The organism is Alicyclobacillus fructus (assembly GCF_017329605.1).
Classification (GTDB): Bacteria; Bacillota; Bacilli; order Alicyclobacillales; family Alicyclobacillaceae; genus Alicyclobacillus; species Alicyclobacillus fructus.
Genome location: NZ_JAFMTY010000007.1, coordinates 76,454 through 101,386, shown reverse-complemented (window position 1 = coordinate 101,386; position 24,933 = coordinate 76,454). Strand labels below are relative to the sequence as shown.

Genomic DNA, 24,933 nt, shown 5'->3' with positions numbered 1-24,933 from the left:
GAGGGGGCGCTTTCGGCGCCCCGCTCTTCACATCTTCACCTGGATGTTGTGCGCGAGCGTCTCGTTGGGCGATCGCAGCACCAGGCCGCTCAGGGGAATGTAATCGAGGACAAGCGGCTCCTCCTCGTCTGTCAGCAGGTTCTTCGCCGCGTCGTCCATCCGCACGTCGTAGTTCAGCGACACCGCGAGCGGCGGCGCGCCGTCCGCAATCATGTGGATGTCGTACTGGCAGGCGCAGCTCACGTGCGCTTCGATATCGGCCGTGAGGCGAAGGCGGCTGCCTTCCGGGACGCCCATCGCCACAAGCCGCGACTTCGCCGCGTCCGTCACCTTCACTTCCACCCGTATCCCCTCCTATTCGGCGTCGCGATCGCCGCCCGGCCTCGCCGCGGGCAGCGTGACCGTGAACACGGCGCCTGCGCCAGGCTCGCTCTCGCATTCGATGTTGCCGCCGTGCCCCTCCACAATCGCCCTGCAGATGGCGAGCCCGAGCCCGGCGCCGCCTTTCGCGCGCGATCGCGCCTCGTCCACTCGGTAGAATCGCTCAAACACGCGGGACTGATGCGCCTTGGGAATCCCGGCGCCGTTGTCGGCCACCGCGAGCCTGACCTCGCGTCCGTCGCTTCGCACCGAGATGGCGATCCGCCCGCCAGCTTCCGGCGTGTGCTGCGCGGCGTTCTGCACCAGGTTGAACAACACCTGCTTGATGGCGTCCGGATCGGCGAAGACGGCCGGATCGCCTTCGATGTCGTACACAAGCTGTCGCGCCCCGCAGAGCCCCCGCCACAGCGCGTCGAGCGACGTCACGAGCGAGCCGAGCCGCACCCGTTCGCGGCGGCCGTCCGCCCACGAGGCGCGGACATCCTCCGCGCGCGCCAGCCTGAGCATCTGCTCGACCAGGCCCGCGAGGCGCCTGGCCTCGCCGTGCATCTGCTGCAAGGCCTCCCGCCACTCTTCCTCGGAGAACTCGCCGCCCTTTTGCAGCACCTCGAGGTAGCCGCTCAGGGCGGTGAGCGGCGTGCGCAACTCGTGCGACGCGTCCGCCACAAACTGCCGCATGCGCTCCTTGGCGTCCCGCTCGGCGCGAAACGCGTGCGCCAGGCGATCCAGCATGCCGTTGAACGAGGCCGCCAAAGAGCGCACCTCCGCCTGCATGTTGGGACCCACGTCGAACCGCTCGTCCAGGTTGCCGGCGTCGATGCGCTGCGCGTGCTCCACCACGCGGCGCAGCGGCACAAGGGCGCGCCGGATGAGCGCCCGGTAGGCGGCAAGTGCGGCCACCAGCACCGCGAACGCCACCACGGCGTAGAGCAGCATCTGCCGCGCCACCATCGCGTCGATCACGCTCGTCGGCACGCTCGCCTGGGCCAGTCCCAGCGGCCGGTCCGGCGGGCCGATCACGGCCGTGACGACGAGATCACGCCCGTGACTCGTCGAGGCCAACTGATACGCGGATGCCGGCACGCCAAAATTCAACATCGCTTCGTAGGCCGCGCGCGACAGCACGGGAAGCCCGTGCGGGGCATAGATGGCGTGGATCTGGCCCGTCGGATCGACGTAGGCGAGGCTGCCGCGCGCGTCGAGAAACGGCAGCGGCCCGAGCCGAAACGGCGGGCCGTCCGCGGCCGCGGAGCCGGGCGCGTTGGCCAGCCACAGCCACGCCTGCACGGGCACATTCATCAGTTCCTGATGAAGCGATCGCGCCGTCTCCGCAAACAAGAACTGGCGGAGAAACAGCGCCTGCAGCGCCCCGACGAGCGCGATGGCCGCAATCATCACCGCGTAGGTGACGAGCGACAGGTGAAGGGCGAGCGTCGCCGAGCGAAACCGCTCGAGGATGGCGCCGATGGCGCCCATCCCTCGGCGCGCAGCCGCTGAAACCGCGCCCATGATGCGCGTTCCCGGCCTCATGGCAGGTCCACCCGATAGCCTTGGCCGCGCAGCGTCCGAATGAGCGTCCGATCCCTGTCGCCGAGCTTCTCGCGAAGCGCGCTGATGTAGACCTCCACGATGTTGTCCTGACCGTTGAAATCGTAGCCCCAGACGTGATCGAGAATCTGAGCCTTGCTGAGCACCAGGCCGTGGTTCTGCAACAGATATCGCAGGAGTTCGTATTCGGTCGAGGACAGCTTCAGCACTTCGCCGCGATACCGGATTTCCTTGCGCGCATCGTCGACGACAAACGGACCGATCTCCTGCTGCTTGAGGAGATTGGGAAACTGGTTGCGCACCCGCGCGTGAATTCGCGCGAGCAGCTCTTCGAAGCTGAACGGCTTCACGACGTAGTCGTCGGCGCCGCCGAGAAGGCCTTTGACGCGATCGTCGATGGCGTCGCGCGCCGTGAGCAGGATGACGGCGACGTTGCCCATGCTTTTCAGCATCCGGCACACCTCAAAGCCGTCGGGGCCAGGCATCATCACGTCCAGAATGCAGACATGGGGCATCGACTCCCGCGCCTTGGCGATGGCCGACACCCCGTCTTCGGCCGTCTGCACCTCGTATCCTTCGCGGCGCAGGCCGAATTCGAGAAACTTGACGATGCTTGGCTCGTCATCGACGACGAGCACCCGAACCTTCGACGGATCGTAGAGAAGCGTTCGATTGTCCGCAGGCATGACGCCAAACCCACCATTTCGATCCAACAAAATTGAGGATCCAAGTCCCCATCGTGACCATGGCCTTGGCCGCAAGGAGCGGCCACCCGCTGCGAGAAAGCAGTTCGACGCCCACAGCGGACAGGGCCATCGAGACGCCGTTCACCACCGCAAAGCGCGCGAGCTCGGGCCAGCGGAACGCCCCCGCCCGAAAGGTCACGCCGCGATTCCAGGCGAAACTATTCAGCATTCCACAGCCATAGGATATCACCTGGGCGACGGCTGCTGCGACGTGGCACAGCGCCGCGAGCGCGAAAAAGACAGCCGCGTCGACGGCGGTGTTCAAGACGCCGACCAACGCAAACACGAGAATCTGGCGGCTCAGGCCGAAAGATCGCTCGAAACGCACGGCCACTCACGCTCCTCAGGGTGTCGACCCAAGCCTACACCCCAGGCCTGAATGGCGGCTGAGCGAAATCTGAAGGCTTCCTGAAACGGCCGCGGATTCCGAACGAAGTCTGACATGTGCGAAACGCGCTCGGACGTGGGGCCCCTTCGTCCATGCGCGTCCGCGCCGGGCGTGCTACAATACGCGCAGAATCGAGAGGTGAGGCGCGTGTTGGCGATTGTCTTTTCGTATATCAACGAAGCGTGCATCTTGATCAGCGTGGCTTGTTTCATCGTCGGCTGGATCCACATCCGGCACCACCGCGTCCGGGTGCATCGGCGATGGATGTTGAGAGGGGTCCTGTTTGCGGCGCTGTTTTTCATCATCTACGCGCTGAAGACGGTGCTTCTTGGCGACAACGAGTTCGGCGGGCCCAAATCCGTGCGCCCGTTCTACTACGGGTTTCTGCAGGTTCACTCCGTGCTCGCCACCGTGGCGGCCATCCTCGGGATCATCACGCTGGTGTACGCGTCGCGCGCGAGGTTTTCGCGTCACCGCAAAATCGCCCCTTGGACGCTCGTGACGTGGTTTGTGACCGCAGCGACCGGCCTCGTGGTGTTCATCCTGCTGTACATCGTGTACACCCCAGGTCAGGCGGCCGGCCTGCTGTACTCCTACCTTGGCAAATAGCGGATGAACGTGCCCGCACCGTCGCGTGCGCTCGTCCCATCCTCCTGACCGTTGGGTCAGGAGGATGTTTTCGTTTCGCGAACCTCCGCACCCACCCCGCCATGTCTTGGAACGCGCCCGCTTCTGCGCTATGGTGAAAGAGAGACCCAGTTCGCAAAGAAGGTGAACGTCGTGGACACGCGAGTGGCCATTGTGACGGGCGGCGGCCAGGGCATCGGCCGCGCCATCGCGAAATCGTTCTGGGAGGACGGCTGGCAGGTCGTGATCGCCGAAGTGGATGAAGAGGCCGGCCGCGAGGCGGAATCGGAGATGGGCGCGGGTGAAGGCCGCGTGGAGGCGCGGTTCATTCCGACGGATGTCGCGGACGAGGCGTCCGTCCAGTCGCTCATCCGCCAGGTGGAGGAGGCATTTTCGCGGATCGATCTCGTCGTCAACAACGCGGGCCTAGGCTTTCCAGGCATTCCAGTGGAGGAACTGCCCGTCGCCGCATGGGACCGGATCCTGGCGGTGAACCTGCGCGGGCCGTTTCTCATGGCCAAGCACGCCGCCCCGCTTCTGCGCAAGGCGCGCGGAAGCATCGTGAACATCGCTTCGACCCGCGCGCTCATGTCGGAGCCGAACACCGAGCCTTACTCCGCATCCAAGGGAGGCGTGCTCGCGCTCACGCACGCCCTCGCCGTGAGCCTCGGACCGGAGGTGCGCGTCAACGCCATCTCGCCCGGATGGATTGAAGTGTCCGAGTGGAAAAAATCGTCCCTGCGCACGGTGCCCGACCTGCGCCCCATCGATCACGCCCAGCACCCGGCGGGGCGCGTCGGCAGGCCCGAGGACATCGCGGAAGTCTGCCGATTCCTCGCCTCCGACGGCGCCTCCTTCATCACCGGTCAAAACTTCGTGGTGGACGGCGGTATGACCATCAAGATGATCTACGCGGAATGACGAAGGGAAGAGCCTGATGTTCTCCTACGCCATGAACACGCATATCGAATTCGGCGACGGCGCCGTCGATCGCCTCCCCGAAGCCCTCGTGGCGCGAGGATTTGGGCGGCGGCTGCTCGTCGTCACCGATCCGGGGCTCGTGCAGGCGGGTGTGGCGGATCGGATCGCGGAAATCTTGGCGCGCGCGGGCTTCGTGCCCCGCGTCTTCGCCGAGGTGCGCCCGAATCCAGACGAGGAGGTCTGTCTCGCGGGCCGGGACGCGTTCCTGGCACACCGCGCGGACGGCGTCGTGGCCGTCGGAGGCGGAAGCAGTTTGGACGCGGGCAAGGCTGTCGCGCTCCTCGCGCGCCAGGGCGGCACGCCGAGCGACTACGCACACAACAAGCGGCCGTACGGGGAGCCCGCGCCGGTCTGCGCCGTCCCCACCACCGCGGGCACCGGATCGGAAGTGACGAGATCGGCCGTCATCACGGAACGCGGGACGCATCGAAAGATCACGTTGAAGCACGAGTGCCTGCGCCCGCCCCTTGCGGTGTGCGATCCGGCCCTCACCGCGAGCCTTCCGCCGGATGTCACGGCCCACACCGGCGTCGACGCGCTGGTGCACGCCATCGAGGGAGCGACGTGCAAAGGCGCGCATCCCATCGCCCGCGCCTATGCGCGCGAGGCCCTGGGCCTCATCTACCGCGCCTTGCCGAAGGCCGTGAAGTTGGGCGATCCGGCCTCACGGCGCGACATGTTGCTCGGCAGCCTGCTCGCGGGCTTCGCGTTCGGATCGACCGACGTGGCCTCCGTGCATTGCTTGGCGGAAGCCCTGGGCAGTCTCTACGGCACGCCTCACGGGCTGGCCAACGCGGTGATGCTGCTGCCTGTGCTGCGCTACAATCTTCCCTACGCCATGGAGGCGTACGCGTGGGTCGCTCGCGCCATGGGCCTGGCGCGCGAAGAGGACGTCGCGGAGCGGGCCGCTCAGGCGCTCCTCGCGGGGATTCAGGCGTGGCTCGACGAGATCGGTATACCGAAGTTGCGCCATCTGCCCGGGGTGAACAGCGCCGACTTCGACCGGTTGGCCGAGCTCGCGCACGAGAACACGTCGACGCCGAGCAACCCGCGGCCCATGGCGGTGAGCGATTATCGGACGGTGCTCGACATGGCGTTTGCCGAATGAGGCAGGCATTTGCCGCGGAAGGAGGAGGAAACATGCGCACATCCAGGCTTGGTCGAAGCGGGATCGCCATCAGCGAAGTGGGCCTTGGCTGCATGACCTTACCGACGGATCGATCGGAGGCCATTCGGATCATCCGCGAGGCCGTCGATTTCGGCATCACCTTGTTCGACACCGCAGATTTGTATGGGCAAGGGCTGAATGAGGAGATCGTCGGAGAGGCGCTCGCGCCCGTGCGCCAGCGCGTCGTGATCGCGACGAAAGTCGGCAACCGGTTCGAGCCCGGCAAGCCCGGGTGGACCTGGGACCCGTCGCCCGCCTATATCGAGCGGGCGATAGAAGCCAGCCTCCGCCGCCTGCGAACGGACTATATCGACTTGTACCAGCTGCACGGCGGCACGATGGACGATCCGTTCGATGACCTGGTGGATTTGATGGAGCGGTTCGTCGAGAAGGGCGTCATCCGCGCCTACGGCATCTCGTCCATCCGACCGAACGTCATCCGCCGTTACCTGAACGGCTCCAACATCGCCACCGTCATGATGCGGTACAGCCTGCTGGATCGGCGGCCGGAGGAATGGTTCCCGGAGATCGAGGCGAAAGGCGTGGGCGTGATCTCGCGTGGACCGGTGGCGAACGGCTGGTTGACGGGCAGCAAGGTGCCGACACCGGATGACGCGTATCTCGGCTATGGCGCGGCCGATCTCGCCCGAGCGCCCCAGTTGCTCAAGGAGGTCGCGCCGGATCGGACCCCGGCCCAGGCGGCCATTCAGTTCTCCCTGGCGCCAAGCGCCGTCTGCTGCGCCATTCCCGGCGCGTCGCGGATGGAACAGCTGCGCGAAAACGCGCAGGCGGGCAAGCTTGCGCCGCTCTCCACCGCACAGCTCGAGCGACTGCGCGAGGCGTACCCGGCGAAGGTGTACACCGAACACCGCCCCGCCTGAGTTCCCGCGGTCAAATCAGGCGGGCGCGTTCACCTCGACGCCGCCGCTGTCGGTGATTTCGATATTCGCCGCCAGCGTCGGCGCCGCCAGGGTCTTGACGAGCGTGGAGTTGCCGGTCGAGGCGTCGTACCGGTACACGGCCGTCACGAGCCCTTGGTCGTTGATCTCGCCGTAGTAGAGCGTGTTGCCGACGACCGCGACGAGCGCCGCGTCGCGCTTCACGAGGCGAATGGTCCCCTGATCGTCCAGCGACAGGACGTTGAAGCTCCCGTCCGCATAGTCTTCGAAGTACAGCTTGCTGCCGGTCTGCGTGATGGCGATGTTTTTGATGTACCGCCCGCCCGTCGGCACAAGCGACACGTTGCTCATGGTGCCGATGTGGTAGAGCGCGCTCGTCATCCCGCTGTTGATGAGAATGTAGATGTCGTTCGTGTACGTGCTGAACGTGATCTTCGTGAACGACGCGTCAGGCGCCAGACCCTCGAAGCGCGTGACGATGGTCTGCACCCCGCTCGGCACGTCGACGGTTTTCAGTTCGAGATCGCCCGGCTGAACCTGTTCCCCGACGAACAACCGCTCGTCCTGGATCCACTCGACGTACTGAACGGTGTACGGATTATTGGCCGCGCAGACCTCCTGTTGGTTGGAGAGCTGCATCACATGCAGCACGTTCTTCGCGTCCAGGTACGCCACGTACTGGCCGTCCGCCGACACGGTGACAAACCGGTACTGCTTCTTGAGCGCGGCGATTTCCTTCTGCTCGGCCCGCTCCTCGGAAGGCGACACGGTGATGTTGTCCACGGCGTTGGCGCTCGCGCCGAGCAGGCGGTTGTAATGGTAGAACAGCGGCAGCTGCAGCGCCGTGATCACGGCGGCAATGCCCACGAGCTTTGGCCACACCCGTTTAGCCACGCTTTCCACCGCCTTCCGGCATCACCACGATGGACGTGGCCACGGCGCGAGCCCCAAGGATGTCCACCGGCCGATTCCACATGCGCCCTTTGTAGACAAACGTGGAGGACGATCCGCCGTCGAGATTGGCGGCGATATCCGCGTGGAACTGCAGCATGATCCGCGCGACGTCCGCAAAACTCGCGCCGACGTCGTTCGGACCGGTGGCGTACCGCCCGTCCGTCACCAGCAGAATGACCGTGCCGTCTTTCGTCTGTCCGATGGCCGTGCGGGGATTGGCCGCGTAGTTCTCGGCCGACACGGTCGGCTTCCCGTTTTCGACGAGCACGGGCCCAAACCCGACGCATTGCCACACGTCGAGCGAACGCAGCTGATTGAGCGAATAGGTGCCCGCGATCATCTGCCCCTCTTTGGTGAAGGCAATGACCGGTTGCGGCTGACTGGGCGATCCCGTCATCGACACGAGCTTCCCGTCGGTGATGGTGATTCCCTGCGGGTACGCGCCCGTGCCCTGCCAGTTGGTGTCGACGAAGCCGCCCGCGTTGATGCCCGCGATGGCGCCCGCGTCCTGCACCATCTGCATCACCGTCTCGCCGCGCACGTGCAAGTACTTCGTCGCCACCACACGGATCCGCTTCGGATCTTTCACCAGAAGGATGTACGCGTTGAACGTCGGTTCGCGGAGCGTGATCATCTGCACGGTCGGATCGTTGATGTGGCTGAAATCGCGCCGCTGAATGTCCTGAATCGGGATGGTTGGCCCGCTCAGGTTGTCCGGCAGCGCGTACTTCTTGATGGTCGCCTCCGAAACCAGAAAGAGGGACAGCGGGCGCAACAGGTACGCGTGCCGCGTCTGATCCACGCTCTCGATGATGTACTTCTTCAGATTGGGAAAGGGACCCTCAAAAATCCACAACACTGTGGACACGTAACCAAACACCAGCGTAAACGCCACGTACAGGAGCGCGCGCAGGGCCCGGCGCGGCTTCCGCGGAACCGCCGCCTTTTCCTGCTTTGGCTCCCGACGCGTGCGGGATGGTCGACGCTCGTCCATTCTGTGAATTCACCCGTTTCGGCCAGGGTGGCCCGTGATAGGGCAGCGGCCGTGGCCGCGCCCAGCGCGCAATCAACAACATTCTAAACCGAAAGCGCATCCGCACCAACTCATAGACGCGCGAGAGAAGCAAGCCGTTCGCTCCTGCGTGACATCGGTGCGCGAAACGCGTACACTCGCAGCGTATGCGAAGGAGGGAGACATCTTGTCCTGCGATCGCAATCGGCACGTCGACGCCGTGCTGCCCCCCGATCCGTTGCGCAGCGCCATCCGGAGCGCGTTGCTCGAGCGCGGATGGCCGGACATGTGCGTCCCACAAGCGCTCGGGCGCTTCCTGACGCAGCTCGCCATGGGCGCTCACTCCGCGCTTGAAGTCGGCACGTACGCCGGCTACAGCGCCATCTGCATCGCGCGCGGTCTCCGCCCCGGCGCCCGGCTCGTCACGCTCGAGTCCCGCGCCGAGCATGCCCATCTGGCCAAACGGCACATCGAAGGCGCCGGCTTTGGCGATCGCGTCGAGATCGCGCTCGGCGACGCCGCGGAGACGCTCGGGCGGCTCAAGGCGGAAGGCCGCCGTTTCGATCTCGCCTTTGTGGACGCCGACAAGCCGAGCTACCCGCGCTACCTGGATCTCGTGCTGGACATCCTCCATCCGGGCGGCCTGATCGTCTTCGACAACGCCTTCGGGCGGGATCGGGTGTTTGATCCGTCCGCGACGAGCCCCACGCCCGCCGCGCTCAGAGAGCTCCACCGCAAGCTGTTTGAGAACCCTCGGCTCGTGAGCACGCTCTTGCCCATGTTCGACGGGGTCGCCATCGCGCGCGTCGCGACGTGACGAGCCGATGCGCTACCGGCGGCCCCGCCGTTGGCTCTGCCAATGCTCCTGCCAAGGCTGGACGCGGACCAAGGTCGCGCGCAGGGGCGGGCGGGATCGCCTGCGCCGCCTCCAGCCGAGGAAGAGCCCCGCGAGCAATACGGCGAGCGCGGCGGCAGGTGCCGCAAGGCGCGGCCACGCGATGGGTTTCAGAACTGGTTCGTACGGCGCGCCCAACACCACCGGCAGGGAGCCGAGCTTCTTTCCCGTCGCCGCATCGACGAGATCGAGCTGTCCTGCCGCCGTCCCGCGCGGCGCAGGAGCGAGCGGCGCCTTCACAAGCAGGCGCTCGGTCACATCCAGCGGGTGCCCGAGGGGCACGGTGGCGAGGACCGGCTCGGCGGTGACGACCGGGTCTCTCCCTTCCCGCGACGGTACAAAGCCCGCACGGTAGCCTGCGGGCAGGATGCGCTCGGTTTGGTAGTGCGCAAAGGCGTAATTCAGCAGATTCGTGGCATCGCGGCGGATCTGCGCATCGGTGGGACAGTCCATGAGCACGGCGAGAAATGTCGTCCCATGGCGTGTCGCCGCCACGACGAGCGTCTCGTGGGCAACGCTTGTGAACCCCGTCTTCACGCCGATGGCGCCGGGATACGTGAACAGCATGCGGTTCAGGTTCGTCAGCGTCGCCTGCCAAGCGCTCCCTTTCCATTCGTAGGACCGGGTGTCGACCATGGCGCGAAATTCAGGGATCTGCATGGCCGCCCGGGCGATCACGGCCATGTCGTAGGCGGTGGTGACGTGGTGCGGATCCGGCAATCCGCTCGGATTGTCGAAATGCGTGTGATCCGCGCCAAGCGCCCGCGCTTCGGCATTCATCATGTCGGCAAAATGCGCCACGCTGCCGCCGTATCGCTGCGCGATCTCGACCGCCGCATCGTTGGCGGAATCGATCAGCAGCCCGTAGAGAAGATCCTTCAGCGTCGCCTGCTCTCCCACGCGCATGTAGAGCTTGTCCGGCGGCTGGTTGACGGCTTCAGGAGATGCGGTCAGCACGTCGGACAGGTGGCCAAGGCGCAGGGCGAGAAGCGCGGTCATGATCTTCGTGATGCTGGCGGGATAATGAGGCGTGGTGGGATCCTTGGCGTAGACCACGGCGCCCGTCGTCATGTCCATGACCACGGCCGCCTGTGACATGACGGAAGGCCATGCGGAGGCGTCTTCACCGACGACATAGGGAATGGGGCCGTGTTCGACATTCAGCACGTCTTCACGAGGAATGAGCGACTCGGCCGCAACCGGAGGCGATAGCGAGGAATCCGCCTGCACCGCGGGATCGCCCAGGAGGAGCGACGTGGCCACAGCCAGCGCGGCGCACCCAAGGCGGATGAAACGAGATGTCATGCGACCGAGCCACCTCCAGCACCGTGTTTCGTTCAACGCGTCGCGCATCACGCGCGCTCTAATCCCCTAGTTTAGAGGTTTGAGGGGGGCTTTGACTAGTGCCGCCTTTGTCCAACGCCAAGTCAAAAAGAGCCCGCGCAACGCCGTGCGGCACTGCGCGGGCTCAAAGGAAGGCGTTCAATGCGCCGTTCGTTCCCGGCCCAAATCCAGCGCTTCCCGGCTCGAAACCGGTACGAACGGAGGTACCGACTGAAACGCGACGAACAAAAGTGACACGAAGAGACCCGACACGATGGACACGTGCAGCATGAACGCTTGAATGCTCACGTGCGACGTGATCAGATAGACGCCCGAAAATGCCTGCAGGACGACAAACACGAGCGCGAACAGAGCGCCCCGGAACAAATCCGGCCGTTCGCGTTTCATTCGGTTCGTCCACATCACCAGGGCGATCATCCAAAGCACGAGAAACAGCGCGAAGGAGCGGTGCACCCAATCCAACAGCAGCGCGTGATGAAAATCGATGCCGGATTCCGTAGGAAACGGCAATCCGCGAAACGCGTCGCCCGCGCCGCTCGACGAGATGTACGCGCCGATGTACATGTCGAGGTACAGGATGGGCACACCCAGCCAGGCGAACCAGCGAAAACCGGCGCTCGGCGCGGCATCTCGCAGCGGAAGCTTGACGCCCGTCGCGACGTATTCGCCGTAGACGCGCTCGGCGCGGCGCACATAAATCGCCAGGAGCACGGTGCAGGCAAACGCCAGGAGCGAGACGCCGAAGTGGGTCGCGATCACGGACGCGGGCTCATTGTAGACCACCGCGAGCCCGCCGAGGACGGCCTCGAGGAGGACAAAGAAGATGCTCAGGCCCACGAAGAGCGGAATCTCGCGCCATCCTCGATATCGAAGCAGCGCGCCGACCGCGGAAACGAGCAACAGAACCGTGAGGATGGGCACGCCGACGCGGTGCATGAACTCGATGAACATACTGAGCGATTTCTCGAGGGCCTCGAGGCTTGGCACCACCTGGCCGTTGCACAGGAACCACTCGTGCCCGCAGCCGAACGCAGAGCCCGTGTAGGCGTCCAGAAAGCCGATGCCGTTCACGATGAAGTTCTGCACCGCAGAAAGAATGGCGACGACCAACACGAACACGCCGAAACCGCGGCTACTGACCACCTTCTCACCTCCCCGTCCGCACCCTCCGTCACGCCACAATCGACTTGAAGGTCATGATCCAGATGGATCCGCCGACCACGCAAAAGACGATGAACAACCCAAAGTAGAGAGCCGGAACTTGCCAGGCGCGATCGTCACTCTCCGTGAAATGCATGAACATGTACAGCTGAACGAGCAACTGCCCGACGCCGAGGATGACGATGATCGTGATGACCAGAGCTGGCGGCTGGTGCGTCGCAAGCGCCAGCCAGAACGCGATGGCGGTCAACAACAGGGACAAAAACAGCCCGAGGATGTGCTTCCAGGGAAAGCCCTCCTCGCGGTGGAACTTGTGCTCCTTGGCTTCCACGTCAGATCACCTTCCCGGTGAGGTATACGACCGTAAAGATGAAAATCCAGACGGCGTCGAGGAAGTGCCAGTAAATGCTCCACAAGAACACCTTGCGCGCCGTCACCGGCGTGATGCCCCGGCGCAGCAGCTGGAAAATGAGCAGCGTCACCCAAAGCAAACCGACGGTCACGTGGCTGCCGTGCGTGCCCACCAGGATGTAGAACGCCGACAAGAACCCACTCCGTTGCAGGGTCGCGCCTTCTCCCACGTTGTGGATGAACTCGGTGACCTCGAAGCCGAGGAACACAAGGCCGAGCGCCATCGTGACAAGGATCCAACCGATCATCGCGTCGCGGTGGCCGCGCCGCATCTCGTACGTCGCGAGACCGCAGGTGAAGGACGAGAACAACAGCGCGATGGTCTCAATGGTAAACCCGGTGACGTCAAAGAGCTCTTGAGACGTCGGCCCGCCGGCAACGCGCCCGTGCATCACGATGTACGTTGCAAACAGGCTGCTGAAGAGGATCATGTCCTGGGCAAGGAACAGCCAGAAACCAATGACCCTCAGGCTGTTTTCTTCTCCCTGATACTCGAGCGGAACGTTGGGGTCCACAGGGTGGTGTTCCCCGTGAACCGCCGTGTGCGCATTCGACATGCGTTACAACCTCCCCGCCGCGGCCTCGGTCTTTTCGATCTCCTCGACCGGGATGTAGTGCGAGTCGTCATACTCGAACGACCGCTGCGCCATGCAGACGAGCACGCCGACGAAGCCGATGATGGCCAGGATCCACCACTGGAACACGAACCCGGCACCCAGGATGAAGAAGAACAGGCTCATGATGAACGGACGGCCCGAGTTGTTCGGCATGTGAATCGGCCGGAACGGCACGCCCTTCGGTCCGTTGATGGACTCGCCGTTCTGCTTCATCAGCCACCAAGCGTCGCGGCCCTTGACCGTCGGGATGATGGCGAAGTTATAGTGCGGCGCAGGCGAGGTGGTCGCCCACTCGAGCGTGCGGCCGTCCCACGGATCCCCCGTGACGTCGCGCTCGCCGTAGCGCGCGCTCCACAGGATGTTGTACACCAAGATGATGAACCCAACGCCCATCAGGAACGCGCCGATGGTCGAGATCAGGTTCACCACGCCCCAGCCGTAACCGGCCGGATACGTGTACATGCGCCGCGTCATCCCCATGAAGCCGAGGAAGAACTGCGGGAAGAAGCAGACGTTGAAGCCTATCATGAACGTCCAGAAGTGCCAACGCCCCAACTTCTCGTTCAGCAGCACGCCAAACATCTTCGGCCACCAATAGTAGAGACCCGCAAACACGCCGAACACGGTACCGCCGATCAGCACGTAGTGGAAGTGCGCGATCAGGAAGTACGAGTTGTGATACTGGTAGTCTGCCGGCGGCACGGCCAGCATGACGCCCGTCAGGCCGCCGATCAGGAAGTTCGGGATAAAACCGATGGCCCAAAGCATGGCCGTCTTAAACTCGATCCGGCCTTTGTGCATGGTAAACAGCCAGTTAAACACCTTGACGCCCGTCGGGATGGCGATAGCCATCGTGGACACGCCGAAGAACGAGTTGACCCCTGGACCCGCGCCCATCGTGAAGAAGTGGTGGACCCAGGTGATAAAGCTCAAAATCGCAATGGCGACCATGGACACGACCATGGCGGAATATCCGAAAATCCGCTTGTGCGAGAAGGTGCTGATGACCTCCGAGAAAATGCCGAACGCAGGCAGGATGACGATGTACACCTCTGGGTGACCCCAGAACCAGAACAGGTTCACGTACTGCATCGGCGCCCCGCCGCCATCCACCGTGAAGAAGTGCGAGCCAAAGTCGCGGTCGATGAGCAACAGCGCCAGCGCCACCGCGAGCACCGGGAACGCGAACAGGATGATCACGGACGTGACGAACACGGACCAGGTGAACATCGGCAGCCGCATGAACGTCATGCCCGGCGCGCGCATCCGCAGAATCGTCACCAGGAAGTTGATCCCGGTCGCGATGGTGCCGATACCGGTGATGGACAGCGCCACCAGGTAGTAGTTCTCACCGGGGCCCGGATCGAACTGGTTCTCGACATAGGGCGGATAGCTGGTCCAGCCGCCGTCCGGCGAACCGCCGACGACGAAGGACAGGTTGAACAACAGCGCCGCGAAGAAGAACAGCCAGAACGAAATGGCGTTCAGGTACGGGAACGCGACGTCTCGGCAGCCAATCTGGAGCGGAACCGCCACGTTGAAGAACCCGATGATGGCCGGCATCGCCATGAACAGGATCATGATGGTGCCGTGCGTGGTGAAGATCTGATCGTAGTGATCCGCATTCAGGAAGTGCATGTTCGGCCACGCCAGCTGCGCGCGCATGAGGAGGCCGTCCGTGCCTCCGCGGAACAGCATCAGGATGGCCGCAATCATGTACATGATACCGATCTTCTTGTGATCAACCGTCGTCAGCCACTCGTCCCACAGCCACTTCCACAGCCGGAACTTGGTGAGGACCGCCAAGATGCCGAGCGACGCACAAATGATCAAGAAGTCGGACAGCCAAATGAGCGGACCTTCGTCGAGCATGAAGAAATGTACGGCCCAGTTGACCACTCCGTGCATGCTCGCTTCCCCTTTCATCCCTGAATTCGCACGTGCGAACGAGCTTTACTCTGGCGTCGTCGACGAGAAGGTCAGCTTGCCGATGAGGCCCGGTTTGTTGATCTGCGCTGCGGCTTGTTGGGTCAACTTCGGCGCGGTCTGCTGCACGCTCTTGACCCAGTTTTCAAAGTCGGTCGGCGAGAGCGCGTTGACCGTGAACGTCATGTTCGCGAAACCGCGGCCTGAATACTGCGCGCTGCGCCCGAGGTAGCTGCCCGGATGATCCGCTTCAAGCCACAGCTTCAGATTCATGTGCGGCATCGTGAACTCCATGCCGCCGAGCGCCGGCACCCAGAACGTGTTCATCGGGCCGCTCGACGTGAGCTCGAAGTCCACCGGCACACCCGCCGGGATGTTCACGTAGTTCACCGTCTCGATATTCTGGGCGGGGTACTTGAACACCCACTTCCACTGCTCCGAAATGACGTCGATGGTGATGGACTTGCCCACTACCTTGGCCGTCGCGGCCTCCACCTTCGGCGGATACACGAGCTTGTACGTCACGGCGACCGTCGGAATCGCGAGCGCGATGACGACCAGAATCGGAATGACGGTCCACAGCGTCTCGAGCTTCGCGTTGCCCTCGATCTCCGGCGGCACGTAGTCCGCGTTGTCAGGCCGCGCACGGTACTTGATAATCACCCAGAAGAACAGAATGAACACGGCCAACACGACAAGCAACATCAAAATGAACGAATAAATGATGAGGTAGTACTCGCTCCGAGCCACCGGCCCCTGCGGACTGAGAACCGGCCAATACTTCGGGCTGTCGCATCCCGTGAGTGCGAGTACGGTAAACCCAATGAGCGCGATCAGACCTCCCACTCGACGCCCTTTCGGCTTCATCGTCGCTTTCGTCTCCCTTCTGTCCTGTCTCTTGCGAAACTTCCGCGGCGCCCCCCGTTTGCAGACGACGATCGACAACGAAACCATCCAACCGGAAAGATTGCACGCATCGCAGTCTGCGGGCCATCGCAGCGCGCTCCATCGCCAAGTTGATGATACCACTTGGCCCGACATATTTCGCGGAGCGGCGCGCTTGACAATATGACGATTTTGAAAAACGTTCAATAAGCAAAACATGCGCTGACCGATAAGGTCCTCGTGCCTTGATCCCCAAAAGTATCCGCTGATGGCGCCACAAATCCCGCCTCCTAGTATTGCTTGTGGGAAGGCAATTTAAACCATGTTACAATGAACGTGTCGCACAGGGTGCAGGCCGCACGGCGCACCCGTGATCTCTTGCAAAGGCGGGATGGCCATGGAGCATGTGACGACCTTTGCCGACCTCGTCGATGTCCTCTCGCGAGACTACCACGTGCCGGACATCGTGCTGGAGACTTCGACCGTGATCTTCATCCTCGAATCCCCGCATATTCAGGAATTGCGCCACGGCGCGCCTGTGGCGGGCGCTTCGGGCGCCACCATGTCGCGGCACATCTTCGGCCCGGAATATGGACACCTTCCCTTGGGCCGCATGGTCAAAAAAAACGCGGAGACGGGCGCGCAACGGCCGCGCCTCTCCGCGATAGGACTGGTCAACGTGTGCAACATCCCCCTGCAGGCCGCCGCATACCCGCGGGAGATTCAGGTGCAATACGCGGACTGGTTCGACGCGATGAACGCCGTCCGCACCCAGAACCAGAAATGGTCGTTTGCCGACCCGCGGCAACAGGACATCCAGTCCTATCTGGCTCTTCACTTGCGGCACAAGCTCGAAGGATACCGGGGCCGTAGAACCATCTTCGTGCCCTGCGGGCGATTTGCGCAGAAGTTCTTCGCGCTCGCCGATGTCCGCGACGACTGCTGGGACGTGATCGACGGCGTTCCGCACCCGTCTTACAACAGCTGGGATCGCGCGCAATACGCCAGGGCCGTGGAGCGGGTTGTGGAGGCCGTGGGCCTCGCGGGCGCCGAACTCGCCGTGAGGCTCGAATCAAACGGGTCGCGCGGCGCGTAAAACTCGCTTCATCATCTCCGCCGCGGGATAGCCCATCTCGTCATACCGCCTGCACGCGGCCTCCACGTCGTACGGCACCCGTCGGTGCTCGACCCGGAACGCGTCTCCCTCGGCATGGACAATGACATACGACGCCTGTGGCACCCCGTCAAAGGGCATGCCGACGCTGCCGAGATTGACGACCATCTTCCCGCCGACGTTTCGAGCGTAAGGCACGTGAATGTGGCCGTACAGGTAGAGCCGGGCGTCGACACCTGCCGTGATCCGCGACTCGATCACCTCGTCCGGCGCGTCCGCGGCAATCACCGGAAACGGATCAAAAGGCGTCGCATGAAAGCCGATCCAAGGCCCAAAAGGGGCCTCTTCACGGATGAGGAGCGGCAGATTGGCGAGGTACTCGAGTTCGCGTGACGTGAGACAGCCGCGGACGAACGCGGCCTCTTCGTCCATGCCCGCTCGCCTCTCCTCCGGCGCTTCCCCGGCGCGGACGCCGCGCACCACCCACTCGTCGGCGTTTCCGCGGATGACGGCGTGCGCGATCTCCGCCACCTTCTCGATGCACGCCTTCGGGGCGTAACCCCGAAAAGCCAGGTCGCCGAGAACGTAGACGCGATCGCAGTCTGCGGATCGCAGATCCGCGATCACCGCGTCGAGCGCCAGTTCATTGCCATGGACATCCGAAATGAAAGCAAGCCGCATCTTTCATCCCCTTCTTTCCGCATTCGGGTGTAGGGCGCCTGGGTGGCCATGGTCGGCGTCACAGCCAACCCAGGTCGTCCGCCTTGCGAATCGCCTCCTGGCGGGTCGCGCATTCGAGCTTGGCCAAGGCGCCGGACAGGTAGTTCCGCACCGTGCCCTCGGAGAGAAACAGCTCCTTCGCCATCTGGCGCGTGCTGAGCCCCCGCTTGGCCAGCCTCAGGACGTCGATCTCCCGGGCGGACAGCGGATTGTCCGTCTCCATCGCGGCGAGCATGAGGCCGGGATCGAACACGCGCTGCCCGCCAACGATGGCGCGAAGGTGAGCCGCCAGCTGCTCGACCTTTCCGTCTTTCAGAAGGTATCCATGAACGCCCACCTGGAGCGCCCGTTTGAGATAGCCAGGGCGCGCAAATGTGGTCAACAGGACGACCTTCACGTCGGGCACGTCGCGCAGCAGGATCTCTGCGGCCTCAAGGCCGCTCATCTTGGGCATCTCGATGTCGAAAAGCGCCAGATCCGGCCGCAACGCCTTCGCCTGCCTCACCGCATCCTCGCCGTCACCGGCCGTGCCCGCGATCTCAAAATCGCCCTCGAAGGCGAGAAGCGTCGCCAGCGCATCGGAGACCAGGCCCTGATCCTCCGCCAGCACGACGCGAATCATCCGACACCCTCTCCTTCCGAACGCGGCACAGGCGCCCTCATCATCACGACCCATCCCGGCTCGAACTCAGGCCACATGCCGCTTTGCCTCCGCCATTGATGCCCGCTGAGGACCTCGCACACGCCCCCGATCTGCGCCATGCGCGCACGCATGCCCGAGATCCCGCTGCCACCACACGCCCCGCGCGCCGAGGAGCCGGATCCTCCCGCGCCGTCATCCGCGACGACAAGCACCAACGAGTCCGCTTCCCTCCACATGCGCACCGCACATCGCCGGGCGCCGCTGTGGCGGACCACGTTTGTCACCGCTTCGCGCAGACACATCGCATAGGCATGCTCGAACTCGGCAGGCAACCGGTCGATCTCGCAATCCATGCTCGCATGGATGCCGGCCGCCGCGAACACCTCCCCCGCTGCACGCCACGCGTCGCCCCAATCCGTCGCGCGCATGTCCGCCACATAAGCGCGCACCGCCTCCAGCGTCGCGCGGCTGACCTGTTCGATCTGGCCGATCTCCCGGCGGGCTCGCTCCACGTCCCCGGCGCGCTCCAGAAGCCGCCCGGCCACCTGCGCCTTCAACGTGATGAGCGAGAGCTGGTGCCCCAAAAGGTCATGCAGGTCCCGCCCGATGCGCGCTCGCTCCTCCGCCTGACTCAGCCGCGCGATCTCGTCCTGGGCCGCCTTGAGCCGCGCATTCGTACTTTGGAGCGCCATCCAGGCGCGCATCATGAAGATCATGACACTTCCGCCGAACAAGGTGCCAAACGACAGGTAGACAAACCCCTGTGGAAACAGGTCGTGCATCGCCCACCTCACGGCAATCAACCCGCCGACGCTCGCACAGAGGAGTGCGAGCATGGCCAGCGTTCGGCGAAGGGGCGCCTGGATCATGGTGGCGACCGGATAGAACAGCAGGTAGACGTAATCCATGCTGAAGACGGCCATGAGCATCAGGAGGATGGCAACCTGCCCGAGGCACGCGGCGACTCTCCACGCACTTTTCCCTGGCGTGAAAAACGTTACCGCATACAGACACCCGAAGGCGGCCAACCCCGCGAGCCCTATGGCCATGGACCGCGCGGGCAGCCCGAAGAGAAAGGAGGCGGGATACACGAGTTGAAGCAAAAAGAAGATCATCGTTTCCATGGCGCCGCGGCCGAGCTTCCGCCTCATGACGTCAGCCTCCCGTCGATGCCGCTCTGCTCGAACCCTTCAAGCGACCGAACGAATTTCTCTCGGGCGCGTGGAAACCCATGCGGCGAGCAACACGAAGGCCAGGAAATACCCCCCGAGAACCGCAACGTCAGCCCATTTCACCGTCCCGTTGCCGATTACCGACCAAGCGATGTCCGCGAGACGATACGTCGGCATCCACAGCGCCAGGTGATGAAGGAAGGGCGGCAACACCTGAACGGGAATCCACAGCCCCCCCGCGATGGACATGAGGAAGTACACGATGCTCGACAGGATCTGCGCAGCCTCCCGTCCACCCACATGGCCGACCAAAATCCCGAGCGCCGTGAAGACGAGCGCGCCAAACACCGTGGACAAGCCACACGTCAGCCATTGGCCCAGCGACATGTCGACATGTTCCACCAACGCACCCACCAAGAACACGATGGCGACCGCGATGACGTTCACCACCACGTTGGCCGCGATCTTGGTGGTCACCGCCTGTGTCGCCGGACGAGGCGTCGTCAACATCCAGCTGGTCCATCCCTGCGTGCGCTCGATGGCCACCCGCACGGCATTGCCGTTCAGGCCCGTGCCCACCACGCCGAAGACCGACATGGAAATGAGAAAATACTTCGCCCAATCCATCCCGCCCACCTGCGCGCCCCGGCCATACAGTTGGACGTACAACAGATAAAAGCCCACCGGAAACAGAAGGCTGAAGATGAAAAACCGGCGATTCCGCATATTGCGCAAGACCTCGATGCGCCACTCCAACAGCCAGGACGTCATCCGTGCGCCCCCTCCTCCTGCAAAGGATGGTCGAGCTCGGTCAGCGTGACGAAGGCGTCCTCCAAGGCACCCTGCGAGACTTCGAACGAGGACGCGTCGAGATCGCGCAAGATGATGGCTCGAAGCACATCGTCCGGGCGATCCGTCTGAATGCGCACATGGCGCCCGCTGAACCGGACGCTCATCACGTGCGGCAGCGCTTCGATCTGCTCCTTCGTACACGCAGGACCTGCGACAAAACTCACGTAGCGGTTTCCGGCCTGGGCCTTGATGTCGGAGAGACTTCCGTCCGCGATCACACGGCCTCCCTTGAGCAGAATGACGCGATCGGCCACGGACTCGGCTTCCTCCAGATGATGGGTGGTTAACAGCAGCGTGCGACGGCCGTCGTGCACAAAGCTGCGCAGGCTGTTCCAAAACGCGCGGCGGGATTCGACGTCCATGCCGGTGGTGGGTTCGTCGAGCACAAGCAACTGCGGATCTCCGGCCATGGCGAGCGCAAACTGCAGGCGGCGCTGCTCGCCGCCGCTCAGTTTGACCGCCTCGCGCTCGGCGAGATGTTCGATCCCGGCCATTCTCATCAGATGATCCGCCGGAAGCGGGTGGCGATAAAAGCTGCGAAACCAGGCGACGAGTTCCTTCACCTTGACGCTCTGAGGCAGGGTCACGTGTTGAAGCATCACCCCGAGCCGCTCCCGAGCGGCCCTGTCGCGCGGGCGGTGGCCAAAAATGCGCACCGAACCTTCGCTGGGCTGGGTCAGGCCCAAAATCATGGAGATGAGCGTCGTCTTGCCGGCTCCGTTCGGCCCGAGCAAGGCGACGATGGTGCCCGTGTGAATGTCGAATGAAACCCCATCGACGGCTCGGGTGGGGCCAAATCGTTTGGAAACACGTTCTACCGAAACGGCGTCTGCGGCCAAAACCATCCCTCCAACCCACGTCCTGACTTCATCCTACATGAGCGGAGGAACCCGGGCCAGTGAAAGACATCATGCGCTCCGTATGACAGATGTCATGCGGCGCAAGGACAGGGCGTCGCTTTCACAGAGCGGCGCAATGGGATATCATGAGACTGCCAGTCATACCCGCGGACGGAAGGCGAGGAGATGCAATGCGGGTTCGCAGTAAAGCGGGCTGGTTGAGACCGCACTTCGACGACGATGATGACGATCTGTTGCTCGAAATGGCCGAAGACCTGCCTGGCCTCGGCGATGCAAAGGCTGAGGACGAGGACCCGAAGCCTCAGCGGGGCCAGCCTTGAAGCCGGGCGATGCGGCTCATGGCAAGGCCTCCGCTTTTCCAACCTGATCTGCGTGAAACAGTCGCTCCAGCTCGTTCACCGCGCCCTCGTGCGCGAGGACCAACAGATGATCCCCTTCCCGGATGCGCGTGCTGCCGCGCGGAACAACGGCCTTCCCTCCCCGCACCACCGCATAACACAGCGTGTCCGGAGGAAAGGCGAGATCGCGCAGCTTTTTCCCGGCGTTCGGCGATCCCGGCGCCACTTCGATGGGCACCATCACCGCAGCTTCGCGCGCGACGGCGAGGAGTTCACACATCGACTCGGACGGGGCGGCCTGAACGAGGCCGAGTTTCTCCGCCAGCCACTCCACCGTCATCCCCTGCACCAGCGCCGACGCGATCACGACGAAAAACACGACCTCCACCAACGCGATGTATCCCTGAACATGCGCCTCCACGGCAAACAGAATGAGGACAATGGGCGCGGCCCCGCGCAACCCTGCCCAGGCGAGGAACCAGCGCTCATCCGCCCCCATCCGAAAGAACAGGGTCGACAACCACACGGCGGCCGGTCGCGCCACAAAGATGGCGCCACACGCGAGGAGGAGTCCTGGGACCGCGACGTCCGCGAAATCGCGCGGCACGAGGAAACAGCCTAACACGACGAACATCACAATCTGCACAATCCAGGCGAGCCCTTCGTGAAACCGCAGCACAGCCACGCGCTCACCCATGCGGGCGCTTGCCATGACAACCCCCGTCAGATAGACGGCGAGAAAACCGCTGCCCAAAAGCATCTGCGCCGCCCCGAACGACAAAAGCGCCATCGCCAGGGTGACGGCCGGGTACAGCCCCGGCGCGTCGAGCCGGGCCGTCTGCAAAAGCTTTCGACCGAGATAACCCGCCCCAAGTCCCACGCAGAGCCCGATGCCCATCTGCGCCACAAAGAGGCCTGCCACATCCAGCGGACGGAGTCCATGCCCGCCTGTGCGGGCGAGATCGATGAGAACCGTCATGAGGAAGAACGTCATCGGATCGTTGGTGCCGGACTCCACCTCGAGCACATCGGACAACCGCGCCTTCAAGGACGCGTTGCCGAGCACGCTGAACACGCTCGCCGCGTCGGTCGAGCTCGCGGCGACGCCGAGCATGGCGGAGGAGAGCCAGGGCAGCCGCAGGACGGCGTGCGCGAGCGCGGTCATGATGGCGCTCTGCGCGAGAACACCGAGCGTGGCCAGGGACATGGCGGGCCAGAACGCCCGGCGCACCCGTTCGGGTGTGGTATGAAGCCCGCCGTCGAAGAGAATCATCGCGAGCGCGATGGAGCTGAGGTTGGTGGCCACGCCGGGCGAAATGGCCGTCAGCAGGTCCGGATCGAGCGCGGCGATGCCGCATCCCAGCGCCACGAAGCCCACCATCGCAGGAAGGCCGATTCGGCCGTGAGCGCTCGCGATGAACACGCCCGAGAGAAGGACCACAGCCACCACGACGCTGACGACACTCACCGCGCTCATGGGCGCTCCGCCTGCTGCCTCGCGCGAATTCGATCGTTCAAACGGCGCAGCAAGCTTAAAAACGTCCTCCGCTCGTCTTCCGTCCAATCGCCCACGAGCTCCCGATACAATTCGAGGCGGGATGCCCGCGTGGCCATGAGCGCCTCCACCCCCGCCTCCGTGATGGAAAGGCGGAGCTGACGCTTGTCGTCTTCATCCCGCTCCTTGGCGATCCAGCCCGCCTCCACGAGCGGCGCGATCTGCCGGCTGATGGTCGAGATGTCGAGCAAAAACCGCGTAGCGAGCTGCCCGGCCGTGAGCTCTCCCTCCTCGTGCAGCGCCAGCAGAATGAGGTACGCCGAGCGATCGATTTCCCGGTGCTTGCGCCACGACTGGCGCGCGCCTTCAAGCCTGCGGGCGAAGATGGCCATCTCCCGTTCCAGCGCTTCCAGCGAGTCCATGTGGGCCTGATCCATGAGGGCCTCCTTCACGTGCATTTTCGGCATAATAGTTGTATAGTACAATAGTTGTGTAGACTTCATTTCTCGTGTCCCTTAACAAGCCATGCGTCGCACACGAGGCTCTAAGCGATCGAAAGGAGGAATCTCGCATGTCTGCGCAACCCGATGCCGCGCAGGAATTCGATCACGCCGAGTCGAACATTCTGCGCCAACCCGCTCCCGTCTGGGCCGTCGCGTTCGCCTGCGTCGTCGCCTTCATGGGACTGGGCTTGGTCGATCCAATTTTACCCGCGATCTCGGCACAACTCCATGCCACCAAGGCTCAGACCGAGCTCCTGTTTACGAGCTATATGCTCGTCACCGGCTGTATGATGGTCTTCACCGGCTTCATCTCGACCCGCATCGGCCCCAAATACACGCTGCTCTGCGGACTGGCGCTCATCATCGTCTTCTCGTTCCTCGCGGGCCGCTCGCACAGTGTGGGCGAGATCGTCGGCTTCCGCGGCGGCTGGGGTCTCGGCAACGCCATGTTTATCGCCACCGCGCTCTCGGTCATCGTTTCGGCCGCAAGAGGCACCGCGGCGAGCGCCATCATCCTCTACGAGGCCGCCCTGGGCCTTGGCATCTCCCTCGGACCGCTGCTCGGCGGGACCCTTGGGCAGCACAGCTGGCGCTACCCGTTCTACGGCGTCGCCACGCTCATGGCCATCGGATTCATCGCGGTGTTGCTGTTTCTTCGCGGCGTGCCCAAACCCGCGCATCGCGCGTCGATCACGGCTCCGTTCCGCGCGCTCGGCCATCTCAGCCTGCTGACGCTCGGCCTGACGAGCTTGTTTTACAACTTCGGCTTCTTCACGCTGCTCGGCTACGGTCCGTATCCGCTGCACATGTCCGCCATCGGCATTGGCTACACCTACTTCGGCTGGGGCATCCTGCTCGCCATCACGTCGGTCTTCGTGGCGCCGTGGCTGGCGGAGAAGTTCGGCGTGCTTCCCGTCATGTACACCATCCTGGCCCTGTTCGCGCTGGATCTTCTGGTGATGGGCCTCTTTGTCCACTCGCGGCCGACGCTTGTGGCGTGCATCATCCTCGCCGGCGCGTTTCTCGGCGTGAACAACACCGTCATCACCACGGCGGTGATGCAGGCGGCGCCCGTCGAACGGCCCACCGCATCGGCGGCGTACAGCTTCGTCCGATTCGTCGGAGGCGCCGTGGCGCCGTGGCTCGCCGGCAAACTGAGCGACGCCGTCGGCCCTGCGATGCCGTTTTTCATCGGATGTCTAGGCGTCCTCGTGGCGATCATGGTACTGTGGATGGGTCGGAACCATTTGCGCCACATCCAGTACGTGACCCACTGACGCAGCAGAGGATGAA

27 protein-coding genes are annotated in these 24,933 nt (G+C 63.9%); 8 read left to right on the top strand and 19 right to left on the bottom strand.

What is annotated here, in order from left to right; all coding sequences use genetic code 11:
* Positions 1-27 precede the first annotated feature (27 nt).
* From J3481_RS05335 to J3481_RS05320, 4 genes are read right to left on the bottom strand one after another with little or no spacing between them, the layout of a single operon-like run.
* A complete protein-coding gene (locus J3481_RS05335; protein WP_206830236.1) occupies positions 28-342 on the bottom strand; it encodes an iron-sulfur cluster assembly accessory protein in 315 nt (104 codons plus the stop codon).
* A 12-nt stretch (positions 343-354) separates the two neighbouring features.
* Complete coding sequence (locus J3481_RS05330) at positions 355-1,911, bottom strand: sensor histidine kinase (RefSeq protein WP_206830235.1); 1,557 nt, start codon at positions 1,909-1,911, stop codon at positions 355-357.
* Positions 1,908-2,615 carry a response regulator transcription factor gene (locus J3481_RS05325; RefSeq protein ID WP_206830234.1) on the bottom strand — a complete coding sequence of 236 codons (708 nt, stop codon included), beginning with the start codon at positions 2,613-2,615 and terminating at the stop codon, positions 1,908-1,910. Before J3481_RS05325 ends, J3481_RS05330 begins: the two co-directional genes overlap by 4 nt.
* A complete protein-coding gene (locus J3481_RS05320) occupies positions 2,551-3,009 on the bottom strand; it encodes a GtrA family protein (protein WP_206830233.1) in 459 nt (152 codons plus the stop codon). The genes J3481_RS05325 and J3481_RS05320 overlap by 65 nt, the downstream gene beginning before the upstream one ends.
* 201 nt (positions 3,010-3,210) lie before the next feature.
* On the opposite strand from J3481_RS05320, the gene J3481_RS05315 reads away from it, so the two are divergent.
* From J3481_RS05315 to J3481_RS05300, 4 genes are all read left to right on the top strand, one after another.
* Positions 3,211-3,672, top strand: coding sequence for a DUF420 domain-containing protein (locus J3481_RS05315; protein ID WP_206830232.1), 462 nt, complete (start codon positions 3,211-3,213; stop codon positions 3,670-3,672).
* 171 nt (positions 3,673-3,843) lie between these two features.
* A complete protein-coding gene (locus tag J3481_RS05310; protein WP_206830231.1) occupies positions 3,844-4,611 on the top strand; it encodes a glucose 1-dehydrogenase in 768 nt (255 codons plus the stop codon).
* 16 nt (positions 4,612-4,627) lie between these two features.
* The gene (locus J3481_RS05305) at positions 4,628-5,779 is read left to right on the top strand and encodes an iron-containing alcohol dehydrogenase family protein (RefSeq protein ID WP_206830230.1); all 1,152 of its coding nucleotides are present in this window, start codon (positions 4,628-4,630) and stop codon (positions 5,777-5,779) included.
* Between the two features lie 32 nt (positions 5,780-5,811).
* A complete protein-coding gene (locus J3481_RS05300; RefSeq protein WP_206830229.1) occupies positions 5,812-6,720 on the top strand; it encodes an aldo/keto reductase in 909 nt (302 codons plus the stop codon).
* A gap of 15 nt (positions 6,721-6,735) precedes the next feature.
* Here J3481_RS05300 and J3481_RS05295 read toward each other — a convergent pair whose 3' ends face one another.
* Positions 6,736-7,632 carry a TolB-like translocation protein gene (locus tag J3481_RS05295; protein ID WP_206830228.1) on the bottom strand — a complete coding sequence of 299 codons (897 nt, stop codon included), beginning with the start codon at positions 7,630-7,632 and terminating at the stop codon, positions 6,736-6,738.
* The gene (locus tag J3481_RS05290) at positions 7,625-8,686 is read right to left on the bottom strand and encodes a phosphodiester glycosidase family protein (RefSeq protein ID WP_206830227.1); all 1,062 of its coding nucleotides are present in this window, start codon (positions 8,684-8,686) and stop codon (positions 7,625-7,627) included. The genes J3481_RS05295 and J3481_RS05290 overlap by 8 nt, the downstream gene beginning before the upstream one ends.
* Before the next feature lie 205 nt (positions 8,687-8,891).
* On the opposite strand from J3481_RS05290, the gene J3481_RS05285 reads away from it, so the two are divergent.
* Positions 8,892-9,521: an O-methyltransferase gene (locus tag J3481_RS05285; protein WP_236011225.1), complete on the top strand. Its 630-nt coding sequence runs from the start codon at positions 8,892-8,894 to the stop codon at positions 9,519-9,521.
* A 12-nt stretch (positions 9,522-9,533) separates the two neighbouring features.
* On the opposite strand, the gene J3481_RS05280 is transcribed toward J3481_RS05285, so the two are convergent.
* The 6 genes from J3481_RS05280 to J3481_RS05255 all read right to left on the bottom strand — a co-directional run bounded on the left by J3481_RS05280 (position 9,534) and on the right by J3481_RS05255 (position 15,925).
* Entirely contained in the window at positions 9,534-10,904 is a 1,371-nt protein-coding gene (locus J3481_RS05280; RefSeq protein ID WP_206830225.1) for a D-alanyl-D-alanine carboxypeptidase family protein, read from the bottom strand.
* Between the two features lie 177 nt (positions 10,905-11,081).
* On the bottom strand, positions 11,082-12,086 hold the full coding sequence (locus J3481_RS05275; RefSeq protein WP_206830224.1) for a COX15/CtaA family protein: 1,005 nt from the start codon (positions 12,084-12,086) through the stop codon (positions 11,082-11,084).
* Positions 12,087-12,114: 28 nt separating this feature from the next.
* Positions 12,115-12,435, bottom strand: a complete 321-nt coding sequence (gene qoxD / locus J3481_RS05270) for a cytochrome aa3 quinol oxidase subunit IV (RefSeq protein WP_206830223.1) — start codon at positions 12,433-12,435, stop codon at positions 12,115-12,117.
* Between the two features lies 1 nt (position 12,436).
* Positions 12,437-13,072 (bottom strand): cytochrome aa3 quinol oxidase subunit III, encoded by a 636-nt coding sequence (qoxC, locus tag J3481_RS05265; RefSeq protein ID WP_206830222.1) that lies wholly within the window; start codon positions 13,070-13,072, stop codon positions 12,437-12,439.
* Between the two features lie 3 nt (positions 13,073-13,075).
* A complete protein-coding gene (gene qoxB / locus J3481_RS05260; protein ID WP_206830221.1) occupies positions 13,076-15,040 on the bottom strand; it encodes a cytochrome aa3 quinol oxidase subunit I in 1,965 nt (654 codons plus the stop codon).
* A 45-nt stretch (positions 15,041-15,085) separates the two neighbouring features.
* Complete coding sequence (locus tag J3481_RS05255; protein ID WP_206830220.1) at positions 15,086-15,925, bottom strand: cytochrome c oxidase subunit II; 840 nt, start codon at positions 15,923-15,925, stop codon at positions 15,086-15,088.
* Between the two features lie 415 nt (positions 15,926-16,340).
* Between J3481_RS05255 and J3481_RS05250 the strand changes: the two genes are divergently transcribed.
* Positions 16,341-17,039: a uracil-DNA glycosylase family protein gene (locus J3481_RS05250; protein WP_206830219.1), complete on the top strand. Its 699-nt coding sequence runs from the start codon at positions 16,341-16,343 to the stop codon at positions 17,037-17,039.
* On the opposite strand, the gene J3481_RS05245 is transcribed toward J3481_RS05250, so the two are convergent.
* The 5 genes from J3481_RS05245 to J3481_RS05225 are packed head-to-tail and all read right to left on the bottom strand — an operon-like array spanning position 17,016 to position 21,283.
* A complete protein-coding gene (locus J3481_RS05245) occupies positions 17,016-17,738 on the bottom strand; it encodes a metallophosphoesterase family protein (protein WP_206830218.1) in 723 nt (240 codons plus the stop codon). The two genes, J3481_RS05250 and J3481_RS05245, sit on opposite strands and share 24 nt — an antisense overlap.
* A 58-nt stretch (positions 17,739-17,796) precedes the next feature.
* A complete protein-coding gene (locus J3481_RS05240; protein WP_206830217.1) occupies positions 17,797-18,399 on the bottom strand; it encodes a response regulator transcription factor in 603 nt (200 codons plus the stop codon).
* A complete protein-coding gene (locus J3481_RS05235; protein WP_206830216.1) occupies positions 18,396-19,571 on the bottom strand; it encodes a sensor histidine kinase in 1,176 nt (391 codons plus the stop codon). Before J3481_RS05235 ends, J3481_RS05240 begins: the two co-directional genes overlap by 4 nt.
* A gap of 39 nt (positions 19,572-19,610) precedes the next feature.
* On the bottom strand, positions 19,611-20,363 hold the full coding sequence (locus tag J3481_RS05230; RefSeq protein ID WP_206830215.1) for an ABC transporter permease: 753 nt from the start codon (positions 20,361-20,363) through the stop codon (positions 19,611-19,613).
* A complete protein-coding gene (locus J3481_RS05225; RefSeq protein WP_206830214.1) occupies positions 20,360-21,283 on the bottom strand; it encodes an ABC transporter ATP-binding protein in 924 nt (307 codons plus the stop codon). The genes J3481_RS05230 and J3481_RS05225 overlap by 4 nt, the downstream gene beginning before the upstream one ends.
* Positions 21,284-21,474: 191 nt before the next feature.
* Between J3481_RS05225 and J3481_RS05220 the strand changes: the two genes are divergently transcribed.
* Complete coding sequence (locus J3481_RS05220) at positions 21,475-21,624, top strand: hypothetical protein (RefSeq protein WP_206830213.1); 150 nt, start codon at positions 21,475-21,477, stop codon at positions 21,622-21,624.
* Positions 21,625-21,640: 16 nt separating this feature from the next.
* Here the strand turns inward: J3481_RS05220 and J3481_RS05215 are convergent, their stop codons facing one another.
* Both J3481_RS05215 and J3481_RS05210 read right to left on the bottom strand, forming a co-directional pair.
* Complete coding sequence (locus J3481_RS05215; protein WP_206830212.1) at positions 21,641-23,119, bottom strand: potassium/proton antiporter; 1,479 nt, start codon at positions 23,117-23,119, stop codon at positions 21,641-21,643.
* Positions 23,116-23,574: a MarR family winged helix-turn-helix transcriptional regulator gene (locus tag J3481_RS05210; protein WP_206830211.1), complete on the bottom strand. Its 459-nt coding sequence runs from the start codon at positions 23,572-23,574 to the stop codon at positions 23,116-23,118. Before J3481_RS05210 ends, J3481_RS05215 begins: the two co-directional genes overlap by 4 nt.
* 134 nt (positions 23,575-23,708) lie before the next feature.
* Between J3481_RS05210 and J3481_RS05205 the strand changes: the two genes are divergently transcribed.
* Positions 23,709-24,917, top strand: a complete 1,209-nt coding sequence (locus J3481_RS05205) for an MFS transporter (protein ID WP_206830210.1) — start codon at positions 23,709-23,711, stop codon at positions 24,915-24,917.
* Positions 24,918-24,933: the final 16 nt, after the last annotated feature.